General features: G+C 53.9%; 22 protein-coding genes. 3 read left to right on the top strand and 19 right to left on the bottom strand.

What is annotated here, in order from left to right; translation table 11 throughout:
• Positions 1 to 12: 12 nt before the first annotated feature.
• Positions 13 to 720: a polysaccharide biosynthesis/export family protein gene (locus tag CHN51_RS05950; protein ID WP_100093206.1), complete on the bottom strand. Its 708-nt coding sequence runs from the start codon at positions 718 to 720 to the stop codon at positions 13 to 15.
• A 292-nt stretch (positions 721 to 1,012) separates the two neighbouring features.
• Positions 1,013 to 2,434, bottom strand: a complete 1,422-nt coding sequence (locus tag CHN51_RS05945) for an O-antigen ligase family protein (protein ID WP_100093205.1) — start codon at positions 2,432 to 2,434, stop codon at positions 1,013 to 1,015.
• A gap of 386 nt (positions 2,435 to 2,820) precedes the next feature.
• Here CHN51_RS05945 and CHN51_RS05940 point away from each other — a divergent pair, with 386 nt between their 5' ends.
• Together CHN51_RS05940 and CHN51_RS19990 are read left to right on the top strand one after the other, a co-directional pair.
• A complete protein-coding gene (locus tag CHN51_RS05940; protein WP_100093204.1) occupies positions 2,821 to 3,363 on the top strand; it encodes a hypothetical protein in 543 nt (180 codons plus the stop codon).
• A gap of 223 nt (positions 3,364 to 3,586) precedes the next feature.
• Positions 3,587 to 3,733 carry a hypothetical protein gene (locus CHN51_RS19990; protein ID WP_206170006.1) on the top strand — a complete coding sequence of 49 codons (147 nt, stop codon included), beginning with the start codon at positions 3,587 to 3,589 and terminating at the stop codon, positions 3,731 to 3,733.
• Between the two features lie 21 nt (positions 3,734 to 3,754).
• On the opposite strand, the gene CHN51_RS05930 is transcribed toward CHN51_RS19990, so the two are convergent.
• Both CHN51_RS05930 and CHN51_RS19985 read right to left on the bottom strand, forming a co-directional pair.
• Complete coding sequence (locus tag CHN51_RS05930) at positions 3,755 to 4,111, bottom strand: VanZ family protein (protein ID WP_100093203.1); 357 nt, start codon at positions 4,109 to 4,111, stop codon at positions 3,755 to 3,757.
• 16 nt (positions 4,112 to 4,127) lie between these two features.
• Positions 4,128 to 4,268, bottom strand: a complete 141-nt coding sequence (locus CHN51_RS19985; RefSeq protein ID WP_206170004.1) for a hypothetical protein — start codon at positions 4,266 to 4,268, stop codon at positions 4,128 to 4,130.
• A 127-nt stretch (positions 4,269 to 4,395) separates the two neighbouring features.
• Between CHN51_RS19985 and CHN51_RS05920 the strand changes: the two genes are divergently transcribed.
• On the top strand, positions 4,396 to 5,319 hold the full coding sequence (locus CHN51_RS05920) for a tyrosine-type recombinase/integrase (protein ID WP_100093202.1): 924 nt from the start codon (positions 4,396 to 4,398) through the stop codon (positions 5,317 to 5,319).
• A 56-nt stretch (positions 5,320 to 5,375) separates the two neighbouring features.
• On the opposite strand, the gene CHN51_RS05915 is transcribed toward CHN51_RS05920, so the two are convergent.
• The 15 genes from CHN51_RS05915 to CHN51_RS05835 form a co-directional block, all read right to left on the bottom strand.
• The gene (locus tag CHN51_RS05915) at positions 5,376 to 6,275 is read right to left on the bottom strand and encodes a glycosyltransferase family 2 protein (protein ID WP_100093201.1); all 900 of its coding nucleotides are present in this window, start codon (positions 6,273 to 6,275) and stop codon (positions 5,376 to 5,378) included.
• A gap of 120 nt (positions 6,276 to 6,395) precedes the next feature.
• Positions 6,396 to 6,968: a class I SAM-dependent methyltransferase gene (locus tag CHN51_RS05910; RefSeq protein WP_206170002.1), complete on the bottom strand. Its 573-nt coding sequence runs from the start codon at positions 6,966 to 6,968 to the stop codon at positions 6,396 to 6,398.
• Between the two features lie 635 nt (positions 6,969 to 7,603).
• Complete coding sequence (locus CHN51_RS05900) at positions 7,604 to 8,761, bottom strand: glycosyltransferase (protein WP_100093198.1); 1,158 nt, start codon at positions 8,759 to 8,761, stop codon at positions 7,604 to 7,606.
• On the bottom strand, positions 8,758 to 9,624 hold the full coding sequence (locus CHN51_RS05895; protein ID WP_100093197.1) for a sulfotransferase domain-containing protein: 867 nt from the start codon (positions 9,622 to 9,624) through the stop codon (positions 8,758 to 8,760). The genes CHN51_RS05900 and CHN51_RS05895 overlap by 4 nt, the downstream gene beginning before the upstream one ends.
• Entirely contained in the window at positions 9,621 to 10,829 is a 1,209-nt protein-coding gene (locus tag CHN51_RS05890; RefSeq protein ID WP_100093196.1) for a glycosyltransferase, read from the bottom strand. The genes CHN51_RS05895 and CHN51_RS05890 overlap by 4 nt, the downstream gene beginning before the upstream one ends.
• Before the next feature lie 8 nt (positions 10,830 to 10,837).
• On the bottom strand, positions 10,838 to 11,434 hold the full coding sequence (locus CHN51_RS05885) for an acyltransferase (RefSeq protein ID WP_100093195.1): 597 nt from the start codon (positions 11,432 to 11,434) through the stop codon (positions 10,838 to 10,840).
• Positions 11,431 to 12,744 (bottom strand): hypothetical protein, encoded by a 1,314-nt coding sequence (locus CHN51_RS05880; RefSeq protein WP_123906253.1) that lies wholly within the window; start codon positions 12,742 to 12,744, stop codon positions 11,431 to 11,433. Before CHN51_RS05880 ends, CHN51_RS05885 begins: the two co-directional genes overlap by 4 nt.
• Before the next feature lie 12 nt (positions 12,745 to 12,756).
• Positions 12,757 to 13,749 carry a glycosyltransferase family 4 protein gene (locus CHN51_RS05875; RefSeq protein ID WP_164089004.1) on the bottom strand — a complete coding sequence of 331 codons (993 nt, stop codon included), beginning with the start codon at positions 13,747 to 13,749 and terminating at the stop codon, positions 12,757 to 12,759.
• Positions 13,750 to 14,006: 257 nt separating this feature from the next.
• Positions 14,007 to 14,975 carry a hypothetical protein gene (locus CHN51_RS19485; RefSeq protein WP_123906252.1) on the bottom strand — a complete coding sequence of 323 codons (969 nt, stop codon included), beginning with the start codon at positions 14,973 to 14,975 and terminating at the stop codon, positions 14,007 to 14,009.
• Between the two features lie 49 nt (positions 14,976 to 15,024).
• Positions 15,025 to 15,825: an FkbM family methyltransferase gene (locus CHN51_RS05860; RefSeq protein ID WP_100093190.1), complete on the bottom strand. Its 801-nt coding sequence runs from the start codon at positions 15,823 to 15,825 to the stop codon at positions 15,025 to 15,027.
• The gene (locus CHN51_RS05855; RefSeq protein ID WP_100093189.1) at positions 15,809 to 16,495 is read right to left on the bottom strand and encodes an acyltransferase; all 687 of its coding nucleotides are present in this window, start codon (positions 16,493 to 16,495) and stop codon (positions 15,809 to 15,811) included. Before CHN51_RS05855 ends, CHN51_RS05860 begins: the two co-directional genes overlap by 17 nt.
• The gene (locus CHN51_RS05850; protein WP_100093188.1) at positions 16,495 to 17,505 is read right to left on the bottom strand and encodes a hypothetical protein; all 1,011 of its coding nucleotides are present in this window, start codon (positions 17,503 to 17,505) and stop codon (positions 16,495 to 16,497) included. The genes CHN51_RS05855 and CHN51_RS05850 overlap by 1 nt, the downstream gene beginning before the upstream one ends.
• Positions 17,502 to 18,344 carry a sulfotransferase gene (locus CHN51_RS05845; protein ID WP_164089002.1) on the bottom strand — a complete coding sequence of 281 codons (843 nt, stop codon included), beginning with the start codon at positions 18,342 to 18,344 and terminating at the stop codon, positions 17,502 to 17,504. Before CHN51_RS05845 ends, CHN51_RS05850 begins: the two co-directional genes overlap by 4 nt.
• A 1-nt stretch (position 18,345) precedes the next feature.
• Positions 18,346 to 19,581, bottom strand: a complete 1,236-nt coding sequence (locus CHN51_RS05840; RefSeq protein ID WP_123906251.1) for a hypothetical protein — start codon at positions 19,579 to 19,581, stop codon at positions 18,346 to 18,348.
• A gap of 250 nt (positions 19,582 to 19,831) precedes the next feature.
• Complete coding sequence (locus tag CHN51_RS05835; RefSeq protein ID WP_164089000.1) at positions 19,832 to 20,875, bottom strand: sulfotransferase; 1,044 nt, start codon at positions 20,873 to 20,875, stop codon at positions 19,832 to 19,834.
• Positions 20,876 to 20,888: the final 13 nt, after the last annotated feature.

Below are 20,888 nucleotides of genomic sequence, written 5' to 3'. Positions count from 1 at the left end.
ATCTTTATTAGCCTATCGCCCTACTCTGTCGATCATGATCGCAGTCGTAGAAAGAAGGGGGATATACGCCAGAATAGCCTGGAGGAAGCGTTTTGAAGGGGAATCACCGACGGAAATAACGTCATTTGGATAGATGGCGGGATCCGGATAATTCCCACGCTCGATCGCCTGGAGATTGTAGGCGCCGATATATTTCTGGCCTCCTACGGTACGTGATATTAGGACCTCTTGGGATTTTGCATAATCTGACAAGCCACCCGCGTTGTAGACGGCACGGAGCAGGGTTTGCGAATTGGAGGACATATAGGTTCCCGGTTTCTTCACCTCTCCCCCGATCGAAACGGTCAGCTCCGGCAATTTGGTCGGGCGAACGGTAACCTGCGGGTTGAGAATATATTTACCGCGCAACTTGTCCTCGATCACATCTTCGACACCGGAGGGCGTCAGGCCATCCGTATCGACAAGACCGATCAGAGGGAAATTCAGCCGTCCTTGTTCATCCGGAAGATAGGTGCCGGTCAGCAGTTCCGAACCGAAAACGGCAATCTCCAGAGTTTCAAGCGGTCGGACGGAATAGGGCGTCCCGACATTGTTCGCAGGAAGCTCCTCCAATGTCGTCAGTTCGATGTCCCTCGACGAACCGATTGGTGAGGTTGCGCAAGCGCTCAACAGAGCCCCCGATACCGCCAAAATGAACAATTGTTTCAATTGGATTTTCATTTCCACTCTCAAAAACAAACGATTGAGTTATCCCGTAGCCAGCAATATCCGATTAGGCAACCTTGAACGATGAGTATTTCAGACGAACGGAAGGCCCGGGACTGGCCAAATTCATTTGCTGGAATTCTATCAAAAACATGACTATTCATGTCCGCCTCTGATTATGCGCCGGACTGGACAAGCAGGGAGCATTGCCGCAAATGTGGGTTGGTCCCTAACGGACCAATGACCTGCAGTGGTTCAGCCTGTTCGCGGCGCCCGTAGCTCGCTGGCTGCCAACAAAATCCGTAATCTATGTTTGCGGGCTAACGCCGAATGATGCCAGATTGTGCCGGGCGGTAAACAGGAAAGCCACGATCCAGATAGTGACAGCGCTGAATATTGGCGTTCTCAGAGGGTAATCCACAAAACTGGCAATGCCGAGAATAGCCATAGTCCCGAACCCGACAAACAAATGGCTCGCGTTATTTGACGTCGCAAAAAAAAGCTTGAAAACATTGATGATGTACCAAGCGATGCCAACAACAACCAACAAGGCGACCGGAGCGCCCCCTTCGATAAGAATTTGAAGCCAGTCATTATGTGCCTGATTGAAATAACTAGGCATCAGCAATTCGTTTCGTTCGTGAATAAAATAGACCTTATCGAAGGTACCAAATCCAGATCCAACAGGCCAATAGGATCCAATCATTTCAAAAAGGGTCGGCATCGCCTCTGTCCGTAGATCCGACATAGGATCGCTCTCGATAAGGCGGCTGAAAGCAGGTAGCCGGTCCGATACAAAAAACAGCAATATCAGAGTAGCGCTAAACATAATAATAGCAATCGAGCCGACGATAGAGCTAATTTTTTTCACTCGCCTTCCTTTATAGCGCACAGTTCCGAGGGGATTGAGGTTAAAAAGTATCAATCCAACAAAGAGAGCTATTCCGCAGCAAAGAAGTCCGGCTCGCGATCCGTTTATAAGGATAGACAGGAATATGACGATATAAACCGTTGCCAAAAATATATTGGTATATGCTCCAGAGAACCGGAAGACATGCCATCTTTGCGCATAAAAATAGCTGATGAGCAGCAACGACAAACCTGAAAACACGCTCGAGTGATTTCGGTTCGCGAAAAAACCAACCGCATCTGATGGATTTGTGAACTCATAAAAATAGAGAGCTCCGCCGCTAGGCCCAAGTAGCTGTAAAATACCAAGCATTGCATTGCCGACCGCGATGATAATTATCACCGCAAGGAGGTCTTTTTTGCGTTGGTTAGGATATATATGGAATAGCAAAACAGCCGCCAACGGGACTATCAGGCTAGCCAAAGAATTGCCAGTTCTAGACTGAGATAACGAAATAGATCGCCACAATCCTGTGAGGCCGCCGGCAGCGTCAAGATTTACAACCACCTCACGGCCCGGAAGTTCGGACCATATTGCATATGGCAGCGGGATCATTTGGATGATCATCAATCCACCCATGATTCCAAGGCCCGCGTATAGCGGCACAAGCCCTTTAACTTTTTGCGATCCTAAACGGTAAATTCCGTAACCGACAAACAAGCAACAGATCGGCCTTAAGAAAACCAGTTGCGCCGCATCACCGCGTGCGCTGCCCCCCAAAAGGCAAACAGCAGCTACAAATACGCCAAGCACAACCAACGGGGCGCGGTCCATAATATCGCGATTGTGCTTTGCGCCGTTGATTTTCTTATCATTCATCAGGGTCTACATAATCTTGAACACAAATTGCGAGAGGCTTTGGATTTTCCTGTGGATTTGCCTCTAGATTCGATGGTGTGGTATGGATTGAGAGTCAAACAGAATTGTAGGGCTTTGCTGCATCAGCCCTTTCAACAGACCCTCTGTCCAGGAAATTCGCTTCGGGACCAACAATCGATATCTCTCAGATTTGATCTTCTGAGCGCGGCCAAACTCTGCCTGACATGTGGTGTTATCGCGCGAGGCCTCCCTCAAGATGTGTAGGAGGGGGTAGGGTCAAAAGGTTTATCTTGATTCAACCCCCTGCACAGTAGAAAAATCACGTCTTTTCGGCTCCGTGTTTTACCCGGTCTGTGCTAATGTGGCCGTTCAGCTGGAGAAAGACCTTGGCCAAAAAGCCGGAACTGACTGCCGAAAAGGACCCTCCCGACACGAGCGAAAAGGCTGATTTGGGCGCATCGAACAATTCCGCCGTCAAGAAAATGATGAAAGATGCGACGGGCAGTGATTTTGAGTCTCTACAAACCCGCTTGCTGGACCATGTACTGGCAAGTGTCTGGGTGCGGAAGGGAAAGGATCAGAATGATGCCATCATGGCGACGATTGCCGCTATTGCCGCAATCAAACCGACCGACGGGCTTGAGGGCATGCTAGCCGCCCAGATGGTGGCAACTCATGAAACGGTTATGGAATGTCTGCGGTGCGCGATGTCGCCCGAGCAGTCCTTCGAAGGGCGTGATAGCAATCTCAAGCATGCCCCAAAGCTGCTGCAGATCTATACCCGCCAGATGGAAGTGCTCGCGAAACATCGCATCCGGGGGCAGCAGAAAATCACCGTTGAACATGTGAATGTTCACGCTGGCGGCCAGGCAATCGTTGGCAATGTCGATGGCTCAGCGCCATCGCCGAGCAAGGCCGCCTCTGCCTAACGCGCACTGCAGGACGCGCCAGATAACGGGGTCCCGCTGCCCAATCCTCTCGCGACCCCCGCGCGCGCGAAACAACCGGCTCGCAAGAGCAGCAAATGAAGAAGAAGGTCAGCGATTACCAGCGCAACACCATGCCAATGGCGGCAAGTCCTCGCTGCGGCGCGAAAACCCGCAAGGGATCCGCCTGCCTTTCGCCCGCGGTCAGCGACAAAAGCGCTGCCGGATGCATGGCGGCGACGGCGGATCTGGTGCTCCCAAGGGCAATCAGAACGCGCTGAAGCACGGATTCACCCGCGAGATGCTCAAGGAGCGTAGGGAACTGATGCAACTGATTCGCGAAGCGCGTGAAACACTGCGCGAGATCAGTTGAGGTACACCGCGCTGCAGCGCGTCAACGCAGACGGCGCAGCAGAAAGACACAGCCAAGCACGGCGGCGGCTGCAAGCGTGTCGGCGGCCCAGTCGATCCAGTCAGCTTCTCGGTTAAGCGTAGGGATCAACTGGACGAATTCGATCAAGGCGCCAAAACTGCTCAAGCCGGCCAGAATAATGAGCAACCTGGTGCGCGGGTAGGCAAATGCCGCGAGTAGCGCGAGGACTGCAAAAGCTAGAATATGCAGCAGCTTGTCGTTGGGGTCGCCAGGCAAGGCGACTACCTGCGGCAGGCTAGCCATGAGCAGCGCAAATGCAGCGGCGGCCCAGAACAGGAGCCGCACAACGCGATGCAGCGGAAGCAGGTTGGAAAACATTGTAGCGTGGAGCTTTCTATCGGCGCAGACGAACGCCGGGCGAGGTTACCGGATCGCCAATGAACTCGATACCGGCGCCTTCGAGCGCGGCTTTTACGCGCTCGAGTGTTCCGCTGCGAGAGGGCGGGACGCCCGAGGACGCTTCAAAACGTTGCACTGTCTTCCATGTTACTCCCGCCAACTCGGCAAGATCGCTTGCACTAATTTTTAGAAGCCCTCGCGCACCGCGTATTTGACAAGAAGAAATCATTGACTCTCGCTTATTAGGTACTATTTTAGTACACATGAGTCTCTCCGATCAATCTCAAATGGACGGCATGTTCGCCCGCTGCGAAGGAGCATATTCGGAAAATACGCTGCGTGGCTATCGCAACGATCTAAAACATTTTCAAGCGTGGTGTGCCAGTCGCGCATTGGGCTGGCTCCCTGCAGCCCCACAAACGATCGCCGATTTTGTCGATACTCAGCTCGGAACCAGGGCGATATCGACCATCAAGCACCGCGTCGACGCGATCAAGTTTGCGCACCGGATGGCGGATCTGCCCTCACCAACCGACAACAGCGCGGTTTATCTGGCCCTGCGGCGCGCCCGGCGCGCCCGCCACCGACGGCCGAAACAATCGGCAGGGCTTACGCGTGAACTGTTAGAGAAGATTGTTGCAGCGTGCCCCGGCAGTTTGAGCGGGCTGCGGGACGCGGCGCTGCTGAGCGTCGGCTATGATACGCTATGCCGGAGCTATGAATTGGCCGCCATGCAGGTCCAGCATCTGAATGAGGATCGCTCGAGAATACGGATTCCGACAGCCAAGTCCTATCCCTTCGGCGATGGGCGGATCGCCTATCTCTCTATAGCCACGGTCACGCGCCTGAACGCCTGGCTGAGCGCGGCAGATCGTCAAGAGGGGCCGCTGTTTCGCGGCCTGCACACGCGCAAATTATCGGACCGGCCCTTGGACACAACATCCATTCGCCGGCTGATCAAAGCCGCCGCAAAGAGGGCTGGGCTTGAACCAGCAACGGTGCGCGCTTTATCGGGCCATTCGATGCGTGTGGGGGCTGCGCAGGATATGATGGTGGCCGGGTTCGACACCCTAGGCATCATGCAGGCTGGCGGGTGGCGGACTTATGCGGTGCTCGCCCGCTATGTGGAGAATGCTTCAGCGGCGAGCATGCATGAGCGGCGATGGAATAGAATTGGAGAGGCTTAGTGGACGAATGTTTTGATCGTTACCGAAGGCATCAGACAGCGCCGAACAGCATGTCCTTATTGAACCTTAATGCCAAGCACATGGTCAATTGCCGTGACGACATCAGAGCCGGTTCGCTCCATATATTTTTTGACTTCAAACAGTTTGGCATCGACAAGATAGCGGTACCAAAAGCCTTGAAGCACATGAAAGGCAGCCCCTTCACTTCCGTCGAGGAAGCCCAGACGGACGATGTATCGATAGAAGAAATAAACGAATGCCCTGAGCCCGCCGGGAAGCCTTGCATAAACCTTTTCTTTTAGCCAGCGCTTCACACCGGCCTGTTGCCCGCTCTGCAAGTTGGCGATTGTCTCATGGGGCATGAAGCCATATTCGAGGTTCAAGACATCGACGACTTCACGGCTCGCATAGGAGTTGTGCTTCTCAGTCCACCAAGAAAGCGAATTGAGATTATCGTCAATAATCTCCCCATCAAACTCCGCCGTTGCTCCCTCCACTTGGATATGTTCATCCATCCACCGGTTTTCACAGCGACCTTTGCCATAGCGGAATATCCGTAAAACGCGGACTGGAAATACGCCGCCCCAGTTGATCGGACGGCGCAAAAACGTCATTCGCCTCGATACGTATACTCCTTCGATTTGAGGCCCTAGCTCACGGAGCTTTTGCGTGATTTCTGTCAAGAGTTCTGGTGTTACAATCTCGTCTGCATCTAGGCGCAACACCCATTCGGTGTCGTGTGGCAGTTGATCCAAGCCCCAATTTAGCTGCGTTGCATAGTTGACCCAAGGGTTTTTCATGACCTCGGCGCCGTGCGCTACGGCCAGCTCTACAGTGTGGTCTGTTGACCCGCTGTCGACGACAACACACCGATCCGCGATGCCTGAAACAGACGCAAGCGCACGCGTGATGTGGCGCTCTTCGTTCTTGGTAAGGATAACGACTGTAAGGGTCATCTCGTCTCTTTATTGGGAAAGAACTTGGGGAAAAACTGGCTCAAGAAGAAAATCCATAGAGCAGCATTGTCGAGCACTCAGGGATTTTCTAGGGGGCGTTATAGCGCGTTTGAAGTCGGTTCAGGGCTTGGGCTTTTGGGCAATGGCGATCATAGATTGTGCCAACGGCGGGACGCGCCCGACGCGCACAAATCGGATGTCATTGAAACCAGCCTCACTCAGAAGTGCCGACAGGGTCGGGATCGACCAAAACTTGATATGCCCATGATCCCACAGTGCAGTAAAATGCTTGTCCATCTTGCCTGTCACGGCCATGGCCAAGTTCTTGAGATAGCCATGATAGGGCGTGGAAATGATTGCCGTCCCCCCGGGTTCAACCAAGTCAAAGAGTGTACGGGCGTATTCGCGCGGTGCATAGACGTGCTCAACGACTTCCAGGCTAAGGACGACCGGAAATCGGCCATAAAGTGAAACGAGATCATCATAAGCTGACCCTTCCTTCAAATGTAAATCGGGGTACGTCTTTGCTGCTGCCGAAATGCCTTCGGAGGAAGGGTCCACACCGCTCACCTCCCATCCCTCTTTTGTGATGGACGCCGCAACACTACCGTTGCCACAACCTAAATCAAAGAGCCACGCCCCACCTTGAGAGCTATCGTTTATCTTACGGAGTTCAGCTTTCACCGCCGGCATGAGAACAACTATCCGTCGCATCTGAGTATCGATAACCTGAAATCGCATCCTGATCTTTCATATATCACTCCTCTTGATCTGGCGGGCTGGATTACCAACCATGATTGAATGAGTTGGTACGTCTTTCATCACCACAGCGCATGCGCCAATGATCGCGTCATTTCCGATCGCCACTCCCGGTCCAATAAAAGCGTTGGCACAAACCCAAACGTCGGCCCCAATCGTAATTGGTGGCTTCAAGAGCGGCATGGTCGGATCGCGCCAATCGTGGCTGCCGGCGCACAAGTGTGCATGTTGCGATACTGTGGCCCGTTCGCCCACGGTAATCGGTCCTAAAGAATAGAGAATGGTGTGGTCACCAATTGCACATGAGTCTCGAAGGATGAGTTTCCAAGGAATGGCAACACGCACTGTTGGGAAAACATGCACATCTGCTCCTATCTGCGCACCGAAGCGACGTAGCAGCCACCTCCGCCACCCCCAGAGTGGTCGTGGACTGAAACGAAAAGCTGGCTGTACCAGGCCCCAGAGCGCACGGCCAACCAGTTCCTTGCGCGTCCACTTTTGCGCAGCACGGTTTCGGCTCACCCAATTATCCTCATGAGCCTGCTGGCCATCTTGTTCTCGGGGCCTCATCAAATTTCTACCTCCGCAGGCCTGTGTTCTCTGGTTTCGAGCCAGCGATAGAGAGCGTCAAGCTTCTCGCCGACAGTCGTCCAAGAAAACTGTGTTTCTACAAGCCGACGTCCATTCATGGCTAATCCTTCCAATTCTTTGCGATCTAGGCGCTCAAGAAAAGTACGGGCAATCCCATACGGATCTGTATTGATCTCCACTGCGGCACTCGCAACAAAACCTTCGGGCAGGTTACAGGCTCGTGTCATAAAGACAGGCTTGCGATAAGACCAAGCCTCAAGAACTGACATCGGTAACCCTTCGGAATAAGAAGCCAAAACGAAAGCATCGCAATGGGCCAGAAGACTCGCCTTCGCTGCACCATAGACTGGACCAAGAAATGCCACATGCGTTTGAAGTTCCAGAGCCTCGCAAAGGGAAGTTAATTCCGCTTGGTGCCCTCCATCGTCCCAACCTGCGATGACAACGCGCCATTCTTGGGCCAAAGCAGGTCGTTCAGCAATCGCATGCGCCCAAGCTTTCAGGGTCTCAGCAATCCCTTTCTTGGCATGCAGCCTGCCAAGAAAAAGCATTACTCGACGGCCATCGCCACATGGCGGCGGAGGGGGTGCGGAAAGTTTGGGCAAGTCCACACCGTTTGGAATCACTGCGACCGGGCATGTTAAGCCCATTGCCCGGATAGCATCAAGCTCGGCTGCGTTAAGCGCATGCAAGCAATCAGCTGCCTCCAAAGTCTTCCATTCGAAGGCAGTGAGTGCGAGGCGTTTCTTCCAACGGCTATTGGCAAGCGCCCAAGGATCAAGCATGCCATGCGGTGACAGAACGAGATGTTTGGCCTGACTTGTCTTCCATCGCCGAGCTGCAACCGAAACTGATCTGATCCAGAGCCCGTGTAGATGGACTATATTTGCCCCACTGGCATCAATTGCGGTCTCTAAGCCCGGAGCGGGCCCGAATGCCCGACTATTTAGGTACGGCACAACCTTGGTATGCAGTTCAATAGGTAAGCCGGCAACGTCTTCTGGTTCTCCAAGTCCAACGAGTCGTATGGGACGTCCCTTATCGCTCAAGCCACGGGCCTGCCCTAAGATCGCGGCTATCACGCCGCCGGCACTACGCGTGAGGTTCGGGGTCAGAATGCATACTGGAGCTGTCATTCCGGCATCGCCTTGCTAGCCTGGGTTCTCGAGAGCTCATACCCGAAACGGCGGAGAAGCGGGCCGATCCTTTTGTTCACCCACGCCTTGTCTGCATCATTGAGAGCCTGCGACCAGTCCTCGGCTGGAAAACTCATTCGGTCTGCTACGATCGCTGTCGAGCTGGGGGACAAGCGCATTGCACGATCAACGCGCGTCTGGGTGATTGAGGTGACTTTGGGCGGGAGCATTGGCTGAAGTTTGATTGGCACTTCGCCAATCCAAAGGCCAATTCGATCCACTATGGTATCTGTGTCTGCTACGATATCCTCATAGCGTAGAAACAAGGTGTCCGGGCGGGCTTCCCAACCAATCAGGTGACGTTGCCACCAGCCCAGTCTGTCGGTTTCGCCAGATCTGTGTGGACTTCGCAGGAATTCACTGAAAGACATAGAGGCTATCGCCGGTTCAATCCCGGCCATAAATTGATGATAAGATACCATCACGTCCATCGGATGCCGAACCACGTAAAGAACCTTGGACCTTGCCAGAAGATCCATCCAAGCAGGGCCGGGAGGCGTCGATTCCTCAGGCACCCAACTTTGTGAGAAATCTTCCTCGAAATGAGTTTTGACTAGCGCTCGGCGAGGACGGTTTACAATCTTCCGCGCCAGCTTGTTCGAAAACGTGCGGTTTGGAGACGCGAGCCGTTCAAGATTAAGATATAGGTGGTCTAGCGGCAGCCCCCACCAGCGCCAATTGCGCGTGCTCTCAAACTGGCGACGCAACAGGTCGATCACAAGATGCGTCCCAGAGCGGGGATGCGAGACAACCAATATTGGATCAAATGCGCCGGGGCGGGAAAGTATGGGACGGTCAGTCATGCGACGGTCTCGATGACTTTACGGCTCAGAAGCCTAATAATTACTCGGTCGACGAGCGAGATCCGTCCGTTCCTTGATGCTTCAGCAAGACTTGCTACATGCGCGAGCTCACGAGCAAAGCGCTCGGGACCCCAATCAGCGACGATAGACTTGCTGATGGCCCCCATCTCTGCGCGCTGTTCTTTTGAAAGGCTCATCATGGCCCTTAAGGCAACAGCTAGTCCGTCTACGTTCTCTGCCTCGACGCTCCAACCATTGCGATCTTCATGCAGCAACTCACTTGCGGCACCACACTCTCTGGAAAGGATCATCGGTAGCCCGCAAGCGGCGGCTTCGTTAACCACAAGTCCCCATTGCTCACTAAGCGAGACGTGTACGAAGCCCTGCGAAAGACCATAAACGGCTGGCATATCTTCATACCGGAAAAATCCAGGCAAGTGAACGTGACCGGGAATACCCAAGCTGCGAGCGGCCGCTTCAAGAACAAGACGCTGTTCTCCATCGCCGGCAATCAGCAGATCAGGTGCCGCCACCAACCCTTGCCGTGCCCGGGCGTACCCAGTCAGCAGACTGGTTAGGTTTTTTTTGGGAATGAACCTTGCGGAGGCGAGTATATAGTTTTCTGGCAAGTTTAGGCGGGCACGACACTCCGGCTCCGATTTACGGGCTGTTAAGGCACCACCAGCAAAATGAGCATTGTCTACCGCGTCATAACCCAGCCGAATCCTCTCTGCAGGAAGGCCCAGTTTCACAAGATAGTCCCGGTGTGTTCTGCCTGCCACAAGCCCAGCACCACAGAGCCGGACGATCCGTCCTTTGATCAAGTCGCGCACCTTGTTACGTTTCGCATCGTGCGCTTGACTATCGGATAATATCACAACCCCTCGCGCCCTTTTTATTGCCCAGATTAGCGCCGAATAGCTTTCCGCAGAAGCCCAGCCCGCGATAGCCACTACATCTGGGTTGAGCCGATCGAGCTGGCAGGTCACCTCACTGGCAACAGCACCCTCGGCTGCGGCGCGACGATAGCTATCCATGTCGGGGAACAGGCGTTGCAGCGTGTAGCCTTCTTCGCTCTGCTGCGAGAGTATTTCAGCAAACTTGCCTTGATTTGCGAGCGACAGGATGTCGACACGGCCGAACTCCTGCGCTGCGGCCTTGAACCGGGCATGATGATAGGCCGTAACCTGACGAGAAATTATCACAATGCGAATTATTTAGATCCCTCTAAGTTCTCAACCGTGGCTAATGTCTTCTTCACGGTCGCAGGCGCTCCCGCAATTAGAACTCCGTCTGGAAAGGTGCCGTGTACCACGCTGTTGGCCCCAACGACACAATTCTTCCCGATTCTTGTCCCGGGACCGATGAACGCGCCCCTACCGATCCAACTGTAGTCACCGATACTGACCGGTTCAATTTTGAATCCTTGGTCGCGAACTCCGCGATTCGGTACGAATATATGTTCTTGATCACGAATCGAGACATACTCACCAATCGAGACTCGATTGCCAATATGGATTTCTTTGGCTGCAACTAGCATACATCCGCGGTTTAGTGTGACTTCATCACCCAGAACGATCAGAGCCTCGCGCCCCGGAGCGAGATAGACATTTTCGCCAATACCACAGCGACGGCCGAGCCGTATGCGAACTGGAAGGTGAGTGAAGTCCAAACGTCCATAGAACTTTGTGCTGAGTGGCGCAGGAGTAAACCAGATAAAAGCACGTAAATTATACCACAACCAGCGCCAAGCCATTTGTACCTTCTGCGAAGCGACCGATGCTGCGCGCACTGCGAGTTCAATACTCATTGGCTGGCCTTACTCAAGCGAGTGCGTCGCCTCGAATAACGCGGTGGCGACTTGCGTTGACTAATTTTTTTCAAGGCAAATAACACTGCGGTGACAAGCGCTAAGTTTACGAAGAACAGATCATGGCCGTGGGTAATCATTGTGAGGCAAAAAGGGAGGATGGCGAGATATGCCGTCTGAAACCATGGATCGCCCCTCATTGCCACCCTATAGATCCGGGCCATAATGTAGCCGACTAACAGGTAGTAGAAGAAACCAAGGTAACCGAAGTCCGCGTAAGCCGACCCTACGCCAGTAGACGTCGTTCCCGTCTGATATTCGAAGTTGTAGCGATAATAGATATCCTCAGCTGCTATCCCGCTGCTAGCTATCAACAGGCCGACCTTGAAATCCTTACCCAAAATCTGGCCAGGTATGAAGCTCAAAACGAACTTATTCCAAACGGTAGCTCCATAGGAGAAGCCCCCGTAATCGTTCAAGTATTTGGTCCTATAAACTGCATTTTGTACGTCTGGGGACTTGTCTATAGAAGTAGCGACAGCTTTGCCGACATCAATATTCTTCCATAAAATCGGATTTATGATCGAAACATTTTGTCCGGTTTGACTCTCGTGAGTGTTCTGAGCACTGCGCAACGGCCCGATCGTGAACACTACAACGGCAAACAAGACGGCGCCGGCGACTATATAAAGCGGCGCTATTCGGATGCGTCGTGCGAACCATAGAGCGCCGAGAATCGCGATGCCAAGGTCAACCATCTCCGACCGGCGAAGATAGATGAGTGCGACTGGAATTGTCACGGCAAGGTTCGCCACTGCCAATGTTAGTGTAAGTGGAGTGCGCTTATGCATAACCATAAGAAGAGAGAAAACTAGCGGGATAGTTCGCAAGCCAGCGAAAAAGGCGACTATCGTAATCGGTCCTGTCCACTGGGAAACCTGCCCAGCCTCGGATCCGCGCATTTGATTAAGATAAATGTTCATCACAGTTGTGAAGATCGTGAGTAGGGCCACGGGAGCTATCAGTGCATCAACGTTAATTATAATCCGCTTGCTGGGCGTCCTAATTGGAGTTGCCACGCCACGCCACCAACCAAAAAATACTGCGAGAATACAGAATAATGCGAGCATCCCGACGTCAAACACCGCGTCCTGCGGAATCGTGGAAATCTGACCGGCGCTAAACAATTGCGGCGCAAACCAAGCCGCAAAAACAAGGGCCATCAGCGCTGGAGCCTTGATGTAGCCTGCTGGTTGAAAGATCGAGATGGCAGCGACGATAGACGAGAAGATCAACAGCAATATCGTCATATTTTGCTCCATTCAGGCACTAACGGAAGTACCTCCTAAAATCGCGGCCGCAAAGCGGTCCGTGTATGTATCCCAAGAATACATCTGCGCCCGCCGCCTTGCGGCGCGCGCCATCTCTTCACGCGTCGCCCGGTCTTCAATAATCCGTTCAAGCGCATCAGCGAGCGCATCCGGATCGCCCTCTGGCACAATCACTCCCTCAACGCCATCGCGCGCCACGCTGCCAGACGCGTTTGTAGTCACGACAGGGACTGCACAGCCCATCGCCTCGTATGTGACACCAGCCGATCCTTCCGAAAGTGAGGGGAAAGCAAACACGTCTGCGCGTGAGAACTCTTCGCGCATAGCCTGGTACCCGAGCCGACCGAGAAAGGTAAGCGGCGCCGTTTCGCTCCTAGCTCTTACGGTCTCACTCGCGTTGCCGGCAATGCGATACTCGTAGGTCCGCCCACGTCCCTTGAGGATGGCGGCAGCAGCAGCGAGAATATGAATTCCCTTGCGAAGTCCCGCCTCACCAGCGAACAAAATCCGTCCAGTGATTGGTTCCGGCACGACATCAAACCAGCGCGGGTTCGCGGCGTAGGGCAGTAGTATGGTACGCTCCCGTGCCACTCCGAAGGTCTCAACAAGATCGGAGCGCACAAACTCGGACGGGCAGAGGAAGATGTCAGTCTTCTCGATCACTTCTGCGCTCGGTCGAAATGACGCGTCAACTTCGCCGAGCGTTTCACCCCAAAAATAGCCGTCACGCTCCCAGCCGGGGTTGCGGTGCCGTTCGTCACGCACGATTTGCTCAGATGATAGCGCAACATTAACGTCGGTAATGGTTGTCAGCCCCCGATCCTTCGCGGCAGTCAGCAAGCCCCGCGCTTCCATCAGCATCACCATTAAATGCGTTGCGCTCCCGAAGCCCGCCCGGGCCATTGCCTGACCAGCCAGGCGATGGGCGTGATCTTGCGCACGCACGCGCTCTTCCGAATTTGTGAGGCGAGCTGCCCGCAGCATTGAGAGAGTCCACGACGGGAAAGTCCGCGTTCTTGCCGCTACTGCCTCGGGAGGCCGCCGATTTAGAAGCTTGGTCAGCCTAGCACCGCTAGCCTTTTCGAATGGCGCAAGCCATCGCCCCAAGCCCACTGTCCCACACATATCGGTGTAAAGCGCTTCCAGCATTCCAGCACTTTCGAGCGCTGCTGGCATGGCATATTGCCGCCGAGCGCCCAATTGCACGACGAGCACACGCGGATCTGTCTCACTGATTCCGGTCACAAACGACGGGGACTTAGTTTTTGTTTAATAGTCGATAGCGCATCGCGGCTGCGGTCGAGCAAAGGAGGTAGGACGGGGCGACGATTATGTCCTTGATTCGCGCACCACGCTTGGAAATCGGATAGGATCGGGCCATCAAGCACCTTGAGCCAATCGGCGGCGATGGCTTCGATCGTCACTTCAGTGCGGCGTCCCTTTCCCGCTTGGACGATGGCTTCATAAAAACCAGAATCGTTACACATACGTTCGAGCGCTTTGGTGAATTCCGATTCATTTGTGACACGGACATAATCAATGCCGGGCTTGCCAACACTGCTAAAGGCGCTGTCAGTCCCGCCGATCAAAGGGATACCAGCGATCCAGGAATTAAACAGCTTGCTTGGCGGTTTGTTGTCATGCGTCGCACCAGAAAAATCGCGGACGGCAATAAGCAGATCGACTCGCGACATGTCGTGCCACTGGTCGGGTGCTATCACTGCGAGTTCCCGACCACCCGGCTGAATGCCTAAAGATTTGAGTGGCCCCGCGAGGTTATTCGCCCCGAGACGCCCTGCATAGGCTATGCGGCTGACGCCTTGCCGAGCAGGATCACGCGGGATAATGCCTGGAACTGGCCAGTACGGTACATAAGCCTGCTTTGCCCCCCTCGGCGCAACAGAATTTTGCAACAATTCAAAATCAACATCGCGCAGACGAGGATAATCGGCTCGGACGCTGATTCGATACTCACCAACGCGATCGCCCGTGGCACGCCAGCCCATGCAATGAGAGAAATTGCGGACGCCCGGCTTTGGCGCAGAAGATATCGTCATCCCCTCGCGATATTGCCGCAATATCATATAGGACTGCGCCACCCAATTGAAGCGGCCACCAAGCCAGTACGGATAGTTGCCTCCAACCGTCTGGTCGGGCAGGGCAGCCAATTGCTCAGCGAATTGGCTTGGGACAATGAAATGAATGCTCATGGCAAGGCATGACTGTCTGATTGGGTGCCAAGATAATGCGGCGCTCCGTTCACTTGCCTGCACCCACCTTCGCGGCGGCTGAAGAATCGGGCCGAATGGACATAAATTTTTCGCCTTTTATAGGAATATCGATTCTGCCTACAGCCGCCTCGCGAAATGCATCGGTTGCGCCCGGAGCAATTCGGTCGTGGAGTTCAATAACGATGACGTCGGTCTTTTTGACCCAGTCGGGTGAGTCACGCAGCAAGGCTAACTCGCCGCCTTCAATATCAAGCTTCAGCAAGTCGATTCCCGACACGTTGAAATGGTCGAGTATATTCGTTACACTTTTTGCTTCCACGGTCTCCATCGCACGTGCCTCACCATCAGCGCTATCCGCGACGACTGTGTATCCCCAAGGCCCGGTGCGCCGGTCGCTCAGGGTAAGTTGCCCAGACTGTGGGGCAAGGGCGCAATTCCAAACTTCAATGTTCGAATATGGGCGGCAGTTTTCCTTCGCCAAAGCAAAGTTTTGAGAGCTTGGTTCCAAGCAGACGATCTGCGCAGCGGGAAATTGACGGGCCAAAAGGATGGATACTAAGCCGATATAACCTCCAGCATCGACGATCAGGCCGTGTTCGTTTCCAACTCTTCCCATGACCTCGTCGAATTCCCCTAGAAGACAAGTTCTCACGACCTGCAGGTCTGTCGTTGTCGGACGAACAAGTAAAGGGATGCCTCGGAACGACAGGCGATAGGAATTACCATGCTTGCCGCGAAGATGATCAATGCCAAAGCGGATGGCATTGATCGGGTTGGCCGCGAAAATCGCGGCTGCTTCAAGATAACGGTTCTCATTCTGAATCGGCATTAGGTTTCCTTTGCACTCTGTCAATCAAGGGCTCACGCATTACACGGGCTTCATCCGCCGAGCGGTCTAGCGTATCAGGGAAGCCTTCGCGCTGACCAATTTTTTTCGCCGGGATGCCACCGAAGATCGAGTAGCGGTCGACGCGGATACCGGTAACCACCGCTCCCGCGGCAATCACGGCACCCACTTCGATATGACTGCCATCGAGAACTGTTGCCCCTGTGCCCAGCCAGACATCGTCTTCGATGGTGATCCCCTTCAGCACCAGCCCCTGCCCACGAACTGGCTGAGAAGCATGAGTCGCGTGATTTGCCGGTATGACGTTGGTTCCCGCCGCAATTAACACCTTATTGCCGATCGTGAGGCCACCATGACCGTAGAGAATAGAGTTAGGGTTGACCGAGCATTGGTGACCCATTGTAACTGAGCCACCGTGAGCAAGAATCTGGGCGCCGGAATGGATTAGACTATTGGCTCCGATGACGATCCGGCCATGCGGACCGCGCCTTAAAATCGCGCCCGGCTCGATAATTGCGCCCGGGCCGATTTCAATGCCGAACAAGAACGAATAAATTCGCGTGTGGAGCTTATTGTGTAAAATTCCAATGGGGCGGCCCAATCCCTCAATGACACCCCATCGCTTGAAGTAGGCGTATATCCTGCCTCCCATCAGTCGCTCCGGTCCTGCCGGGTATAGCCATATTCAGAGAGCAAAGCCGCAATCCGCGGAACGCGTTCTTGCAGGTGGACGTTCGACAGCTCAAAGGTTGTCAAAATTTGTTTCTTTTGGCTTTCGTCTAGATAAGGAATGATCCGACGAGTCCGTAAATTTTCTATCGGCTTGATCATCCTGGCAAAGCGAACGGCTGATCGGACACCAGGAATCCAGTCGAGAGCATCGACCAAGGCTGACTTTTGTCTAACTCGGACCCCGCGCTCCGCCTTGTCCTTTACGTTGTGATTAGGCAGGGGCAATGTAATGACCTCCATACCTTCTTGCTTGATATCTGCTAGGCCAAGAATCATGCGTAAGCTATCCTGTTCGTTCCGGATGAAGTCCTCGAAAAGATACACTCCCAGTTCCGCGTCAGGGAAGTTCGCTTGGTATGTCGCGATGCATTGGTCGTAGTCATACATCGAATGGAACAGACTTCCTTGGCTCAGGCATTCCGCAACGTAGGCCTCCAAACTCTCGAATTGATCCGCATTGGCGTGCCGGGTCCTTGCGATCGCTTCGATAAAGAGAGAATGAAGCAATGAATCCTGTCTTCTCAACCCGATGAGCAGTCTAACATCCTGTTGCGCGAAAACAAGCGCCAGCCGTCTTGCGCTCTCTTGTACGTCAATTGTTACCCCGCGGACCCTTGATGAAAAACTCGACAACAGGAAATGCTCGTTGGAAAGCACCATTGGGAGATTGGCATCATTGCGTGCTTCTGCCGCGACAAGGTCCTCGTGGAGTTTGGGTAGAACCGCTGCGAACGCATCCTCTTTGAGGTACATCGCAGCCTGCAGGTCGTCAAAGAAGCAGCGATCTGGATGATCCTTTTGCTCGCCAAGGAACATGCCGAAATAGTGAATATATCCGGCCTGCCGCAGTGGTTCGAAAACTGCCTTCTGCAGCGTACTCGTTCCGGTCTTGCCATAGCCAATATGCAGTAGGAACTTAGTTTTACTCATGCCAACCTCCACATCGCAGGGGCGCGCCCCTCTCGCTCAAGTAATCGGACACAGTCCTCGCCAACCAATTCAAAAAAGCGTCGTTCTGTCTCAGACGTGATTGGGACTTCTCGTACCGGACGCTTGACCCATCCCCTCGCGGCCTTGCGCAGCGACGCAGGAGCCCATCGGCGTAAGAGTCCAGCAAGGCCCGTCGCCCGGATCAGTTCGAGAATCTTCGTGTCCGATCGTTGTCCCGTAGAGACGTTGGCGTGGATTGCTTCGGCCGGCAGGAACGTGGCGATCCCCAGAAATTCGCACAGGGCAGCATAGAAAGAATCCGGGTCGGCGACCATGTCCTCGAAGAACATAACCTTGCAGTTTTCCTGCCCGACCTTTTGTTCGAAATGATCAAGCTGCCGGGCATAGCGGCTGCTGTCGACCACTATGCCCTCGTTGGATAGCGCTTCATTGGGGTCGGCAGGAATACGGTCCTGTCCACCATCACGCAATTCGCGCCACATGGAAAGGGCACGCGGCAGTGGATCGCGCACTATATAAATCACTTTAAAAGTCGGGATCGCAGCCAGCATGCGGTCGCGAGCTTCAGGATAATTATCTTTGCAGGAGTATCGCCAGCTCTTTTCCCCTATCGCCTTTTCGCCCTTGTAATGCCGATAGCGATGGCGATAGGCCTTAAGCCCACGTTGAAAGTAATGATCGAAGGCAAAGAAGTTAGGCTCATGCGCCTCGCAAAAACAAACATCGGGGTGCTGCTCGAAGAATTGCGCGAGGCTCGTAGTTCCGCATTTGGCGGTCCCGATAACGAAAAAATTCGGTAAAGGTGGATGAAGATTCATATCAACTGCCCCACCTTCCATCTGCATCGTCCGATTTTTCGGCAGGCCGGCGCGTCAACGCCTGGTAAACCAACAGGCCAAAAAGGACAACCGTGAACGCCGCTGTGCCAAGTCCCGCACCCTGAATGCCGAGGAAATAGGGGCCTGCACATGCCGCCGCCAGAAAAGCCACGAATGCCGCCATCTCCATTCCTAAAAAGCGCCCCGCACCAAATGCCAATTGCGAGTAGGGAGCGAGCGCGAACAGGGCCGAAGGGATGAGATAGGCGATAAGGAGCCAGACGAGGCTGAACTGGCCACTGGCGAATTCCGCACCAAAGGCCAGTGCAAGTAGAATGCCACCAAAGCCGATGGCCAGTAGCAGGACGGGAAGGGTCGCGACGAGACCGATGCCGCTCATCTTGAAAACCAGGCGCTTGGCGGCGACAAATTCTCTCTTCGCAACCAAGAGGGCGAATTCAGGATAGATCGCTTGGGTTGCAGCATCAACAAACCGGGCAAACAGCGCTCCGATGCGATAGGCGACCCCATAAATTGACGCACCCTCGGGTCCAAGAAAGGCGGCGACGATCAGAACTTCGCCTCGCTGGCGGAAGCCCTTCAAGGTTCCTCCTGCCGAGGAAGCGAGAGCAAAATTCAAGAATGTCTTGTAATCGACATTTGTAGCTGCATGACTCCCTTCCATGTGAGCGACTCGGCTTTGAACGACTATAAAACCGGCAAGGTTTAGCGCCGTGTTCCAAGTGATGACGATGCCGCCAACGGTGTATATATAAATCGCGAAGGGAGCGTCGATTGCGTAAAGAACCAGTGCGTTTCCAAGCAGACACGCCGCTCCGATGACCTGTATTATCACTGCAAGACCGAAGCGTTCGGTGATACGTAAAATGCCGACGCTGGCAGAGGTCCCTTGAAACAGGTTGGTGAACGAATACAACATACCAAGCGAACGAGTTTCTTCGTCCAAGCCAAAATAGGTGCTAAAAAAAGCGAACGCGATGATTGTGATTATCGTCGAAAACAGAGCAGCGCCCAGATCGAGTATAAATCCAAAGCGATAGCGCTGGCGCAAGAGGTCGTAACGGCCCGCCGCAACGTCGTCTGCACCAAATTTGTGCAGCGCCCGCCAAGTGGTGAAGCCGAAAATCTTAACCACCAATTCAGTGGTTGACTGGATGATGATCAGAATGCCGAAATAGGTGATTCCGAGCGCCCGCGTATTAATCGCCAGCGTCAAGAAATTGAGTCCCGCCACACTCGCTTGCCCGCTTACCACTTTGGCGAAGTTGGTGCGGATACGACTAAGCGCAGGCCCGATCATTGATACAGAATGGTTAGAAATGCGAGCGGACCCGTTTGTAAGTAAGTATTCGGTAGCAATTGCCTGATGCGCAGAAAAGTCGAGACCAAGCCCTGAAACCCGATATCAAGAAATGTAGACTCTTCATTGCATTTATTGGATAAGTACTAAGATACTCAGGGTTCGGTCAATAGTCCAGTTGGGTTGAATAGCCGAGCGATTCGATGTTATTGCTATGATCCGCTAGACCTTCGGCAATTAATTTAATCTGATGAGAGTTCAGTCGTGCGACCTGCTCTGCATTCATGTTGCGTAGAGTATCGTCCTTGTAGTCCTTCACTGAAACAGTCGCATCGACGCGGACATCGCTTAGTACTGGGAATAACTGCTGTAGGCCGTCGATTAGCGTCTGCGGATTACTTGTCAGGCACTCATAGCGAATGGTCAAGGAAGCACGTTCGCGAGCCTCGAGCATATGCCCCGCCCATTCCCCATAGAGTCGACCAAGCATCCGCAAATGATCGGCCTGTGTCTCCATCTTACCAGCAAAATCGGGCCTCCAACTGCGTACCACGGCGGCGGCGCTATATCGTCTGAACCAACTAGCACAGACCGCAAAGGGATCACGAGTCAAGCAAACCACGTGGCGCTCCATCGGCGCGAGAGCATCAGCGATCCTATCGATTCGGCACAAGTTGGGCGGCGACTTCTCAATCACCACGCTCGGAGAGGGGAGGCGTGGTACACGTGATAGCCAGATCTGGCGCATCCGCTTGTAATCGGGGTGATGCGCCGGGTCCCAACGCCGGCCAGGGGCCGACATCGCCGGAACAAGCCATTGACCTTCTCCGCTCGGCGTCAACGAGACTGCAGCGGCGGAGTTCTGAATGAGCTTTGAAACCGCCGTCGAACCGCTGTTCGGCATAGTAGCGAGAAGCAGCCATGTGATGTCCTCACGGATCATCCAGGACGATCGTAGTCGCGCGCCCAACCCGACATAGGTGCCGTATGCGTTGAGCGCCGCAGCTTGTGTTATCCATCGGAGTGAATCCTTCAGACCGGGAGAAGATGTTTGGCCGCGGGGCGTTGCAGCTAGACTTTGCTTCGACTGCATCGTTATCACACTCCAAATTGTAAAGTTTTCATAGCTGCCTGGCGGAACATCTTCGCACCAACCAAGATCGCGAGCGATCTTGGTTGCCTCGCTCATCACCGAATAAGCCAGCTCCATCGGACTCATTTAG

This window comes from Sphingorhabdus sp. YGSMI21, from assembly GCF_002776575.1.
Lineage (GTDB): Bacteria > Pseudomonadota > Alphaproteobacteria > Sphingomonadales > Sphingomonadaceae > Parasphingorhabdus.
The sequence above is the reverse complement of the archived record's forward strand: the minus strand, read 5'-3'. Positions and strand labels throughout refer to the sequence as shown.

Bases quoted from the DNA above. Each gene is read 5' to 3' on its own strand.
- CHN51_RS05950 (WP_100093206.1), bottom strand. From the start codon at position 720: ATGAAAATCCAATTGAAACAATTGTTCATTTTGGCGGTATCGGGGGCT.
- CHN51_RS05945 (WP_100093205.1), bottom strand. From the start codon at position 2,434: ATGAATGATAAGAAAATCAACGGCGCAAAGCACAATCGCGATATTATG.
- CHN51_RS19990 (WP_206170006.1), top strand. From the start codon at position 3,587: ATGCATGGCGGCGACGGCGGATCTGGTGCTCCCAAGGGCAATCAGAAC.
- CHN51_RS05930 (WP_100093203.1), bottom strand. From the start codon at position 4,111: ATGTTTTCCAACCTGCTTCCGCTGCATCGCGTTGTGCGGCTCCTGTTC.
- CHN51_RS05920 (WP_100093202.1), top strand. From the start codon at position 4,396: ATGAGTCTCTCCGATCAATCTCAAATGGACGGCATGTTCGCCCGCTGC.
- CHN51_RS05915 (WP_100093201.1), bottom strand. From the start codon at position 6,275: ATGACCCTTACAGTCGTTATCCTTACCAAGAACGAAGAGCGCCACATC.
- CHN51_RS05910 (WP_206170002.1), bottom strand. From the start codon at position 6,968: ATGCCGGCGGTGAAAGCTGAACTCCGTAAGATAAACGATAGCTCTCAA.
- CHN51_RS05900 (WP_100093198.1), bottom strand. From the start codon at position 8,761: ATGACAGCTCCAGTATGCATTCTGACCCCGAACCTCACGCGTAGTGCC.
- CHN51_RS05895 (WP_100093197.1), bottom strand. From the start codon at position 9,624: ATGACTGACCGTCCCATACTTTCCCGCCCCGGCGCATTTGATCCAATA.
- CHN51_RS05885 (WP_100093195.1), bottom strand. From the start codon at position 11,434: ATGAGTATTGAACTCGCAGTGCGCGCAGCATCGGTCGCTTCGCAGAAG.
- CHN51_RS05880 (WP_123906253.1), bottom strand. From the start codon at position 12,744: ATGACGATATTGCTGTTGATCTTCTCGTCTATCGTCGCTGCCATCTCG.
- CHN51_RS05875 (WP_164089004.1), bottom strand. From the start codon at position 13,749: ATGCTGCGGGCAGCTCGCCTCACAAATTCGGAAGAGCGCGTGCGTGCG.
- CHN51_RS19485 (WP_123906252.1), bottom strand. From the start codon at position 14,975: ATGAGCATTCATTTCATTGTCCCAAGCCAATTCGCTGAGCAATTGGCT.
- CHN51_RS05860 (WP_100093190.1), bottom strand. From the start codon at position 15,825: ATGCCGATTCAGAATGAGAACCGTTATCTTGAAGCAGCCGCGATTTTC.
- CHN51_RS05855 (WP_100093189.1), bottom strand. From the start codon at position 16,495: ATGGGAGGCAGGATATACGCCTACTTCAAGCGATGGGGTGTCATTGAG.
- CHN51_RS05850 (WP_100093188.1), bottom strand. From the start codon at position 17,505: ATGAGTAAAACTAAGTTCCTACTGCATATTGGCTATGGCAAGACCGGA.
- CHN51_RS05845 (WP_164089002.1), bottom strand. From the start codon at position 18,344: ATGAATCTTCATCCACCTTTACCGAATTTTTTCGTTATCGGGACCGCC.
- CHN51_RS05835 (WP_164089000.1), bottom strand. From the start codon at position 20,875: ATGGAGCTGGCTTATTCGGTGATGAGCGAGGCAACCAAGATCGCTCGC.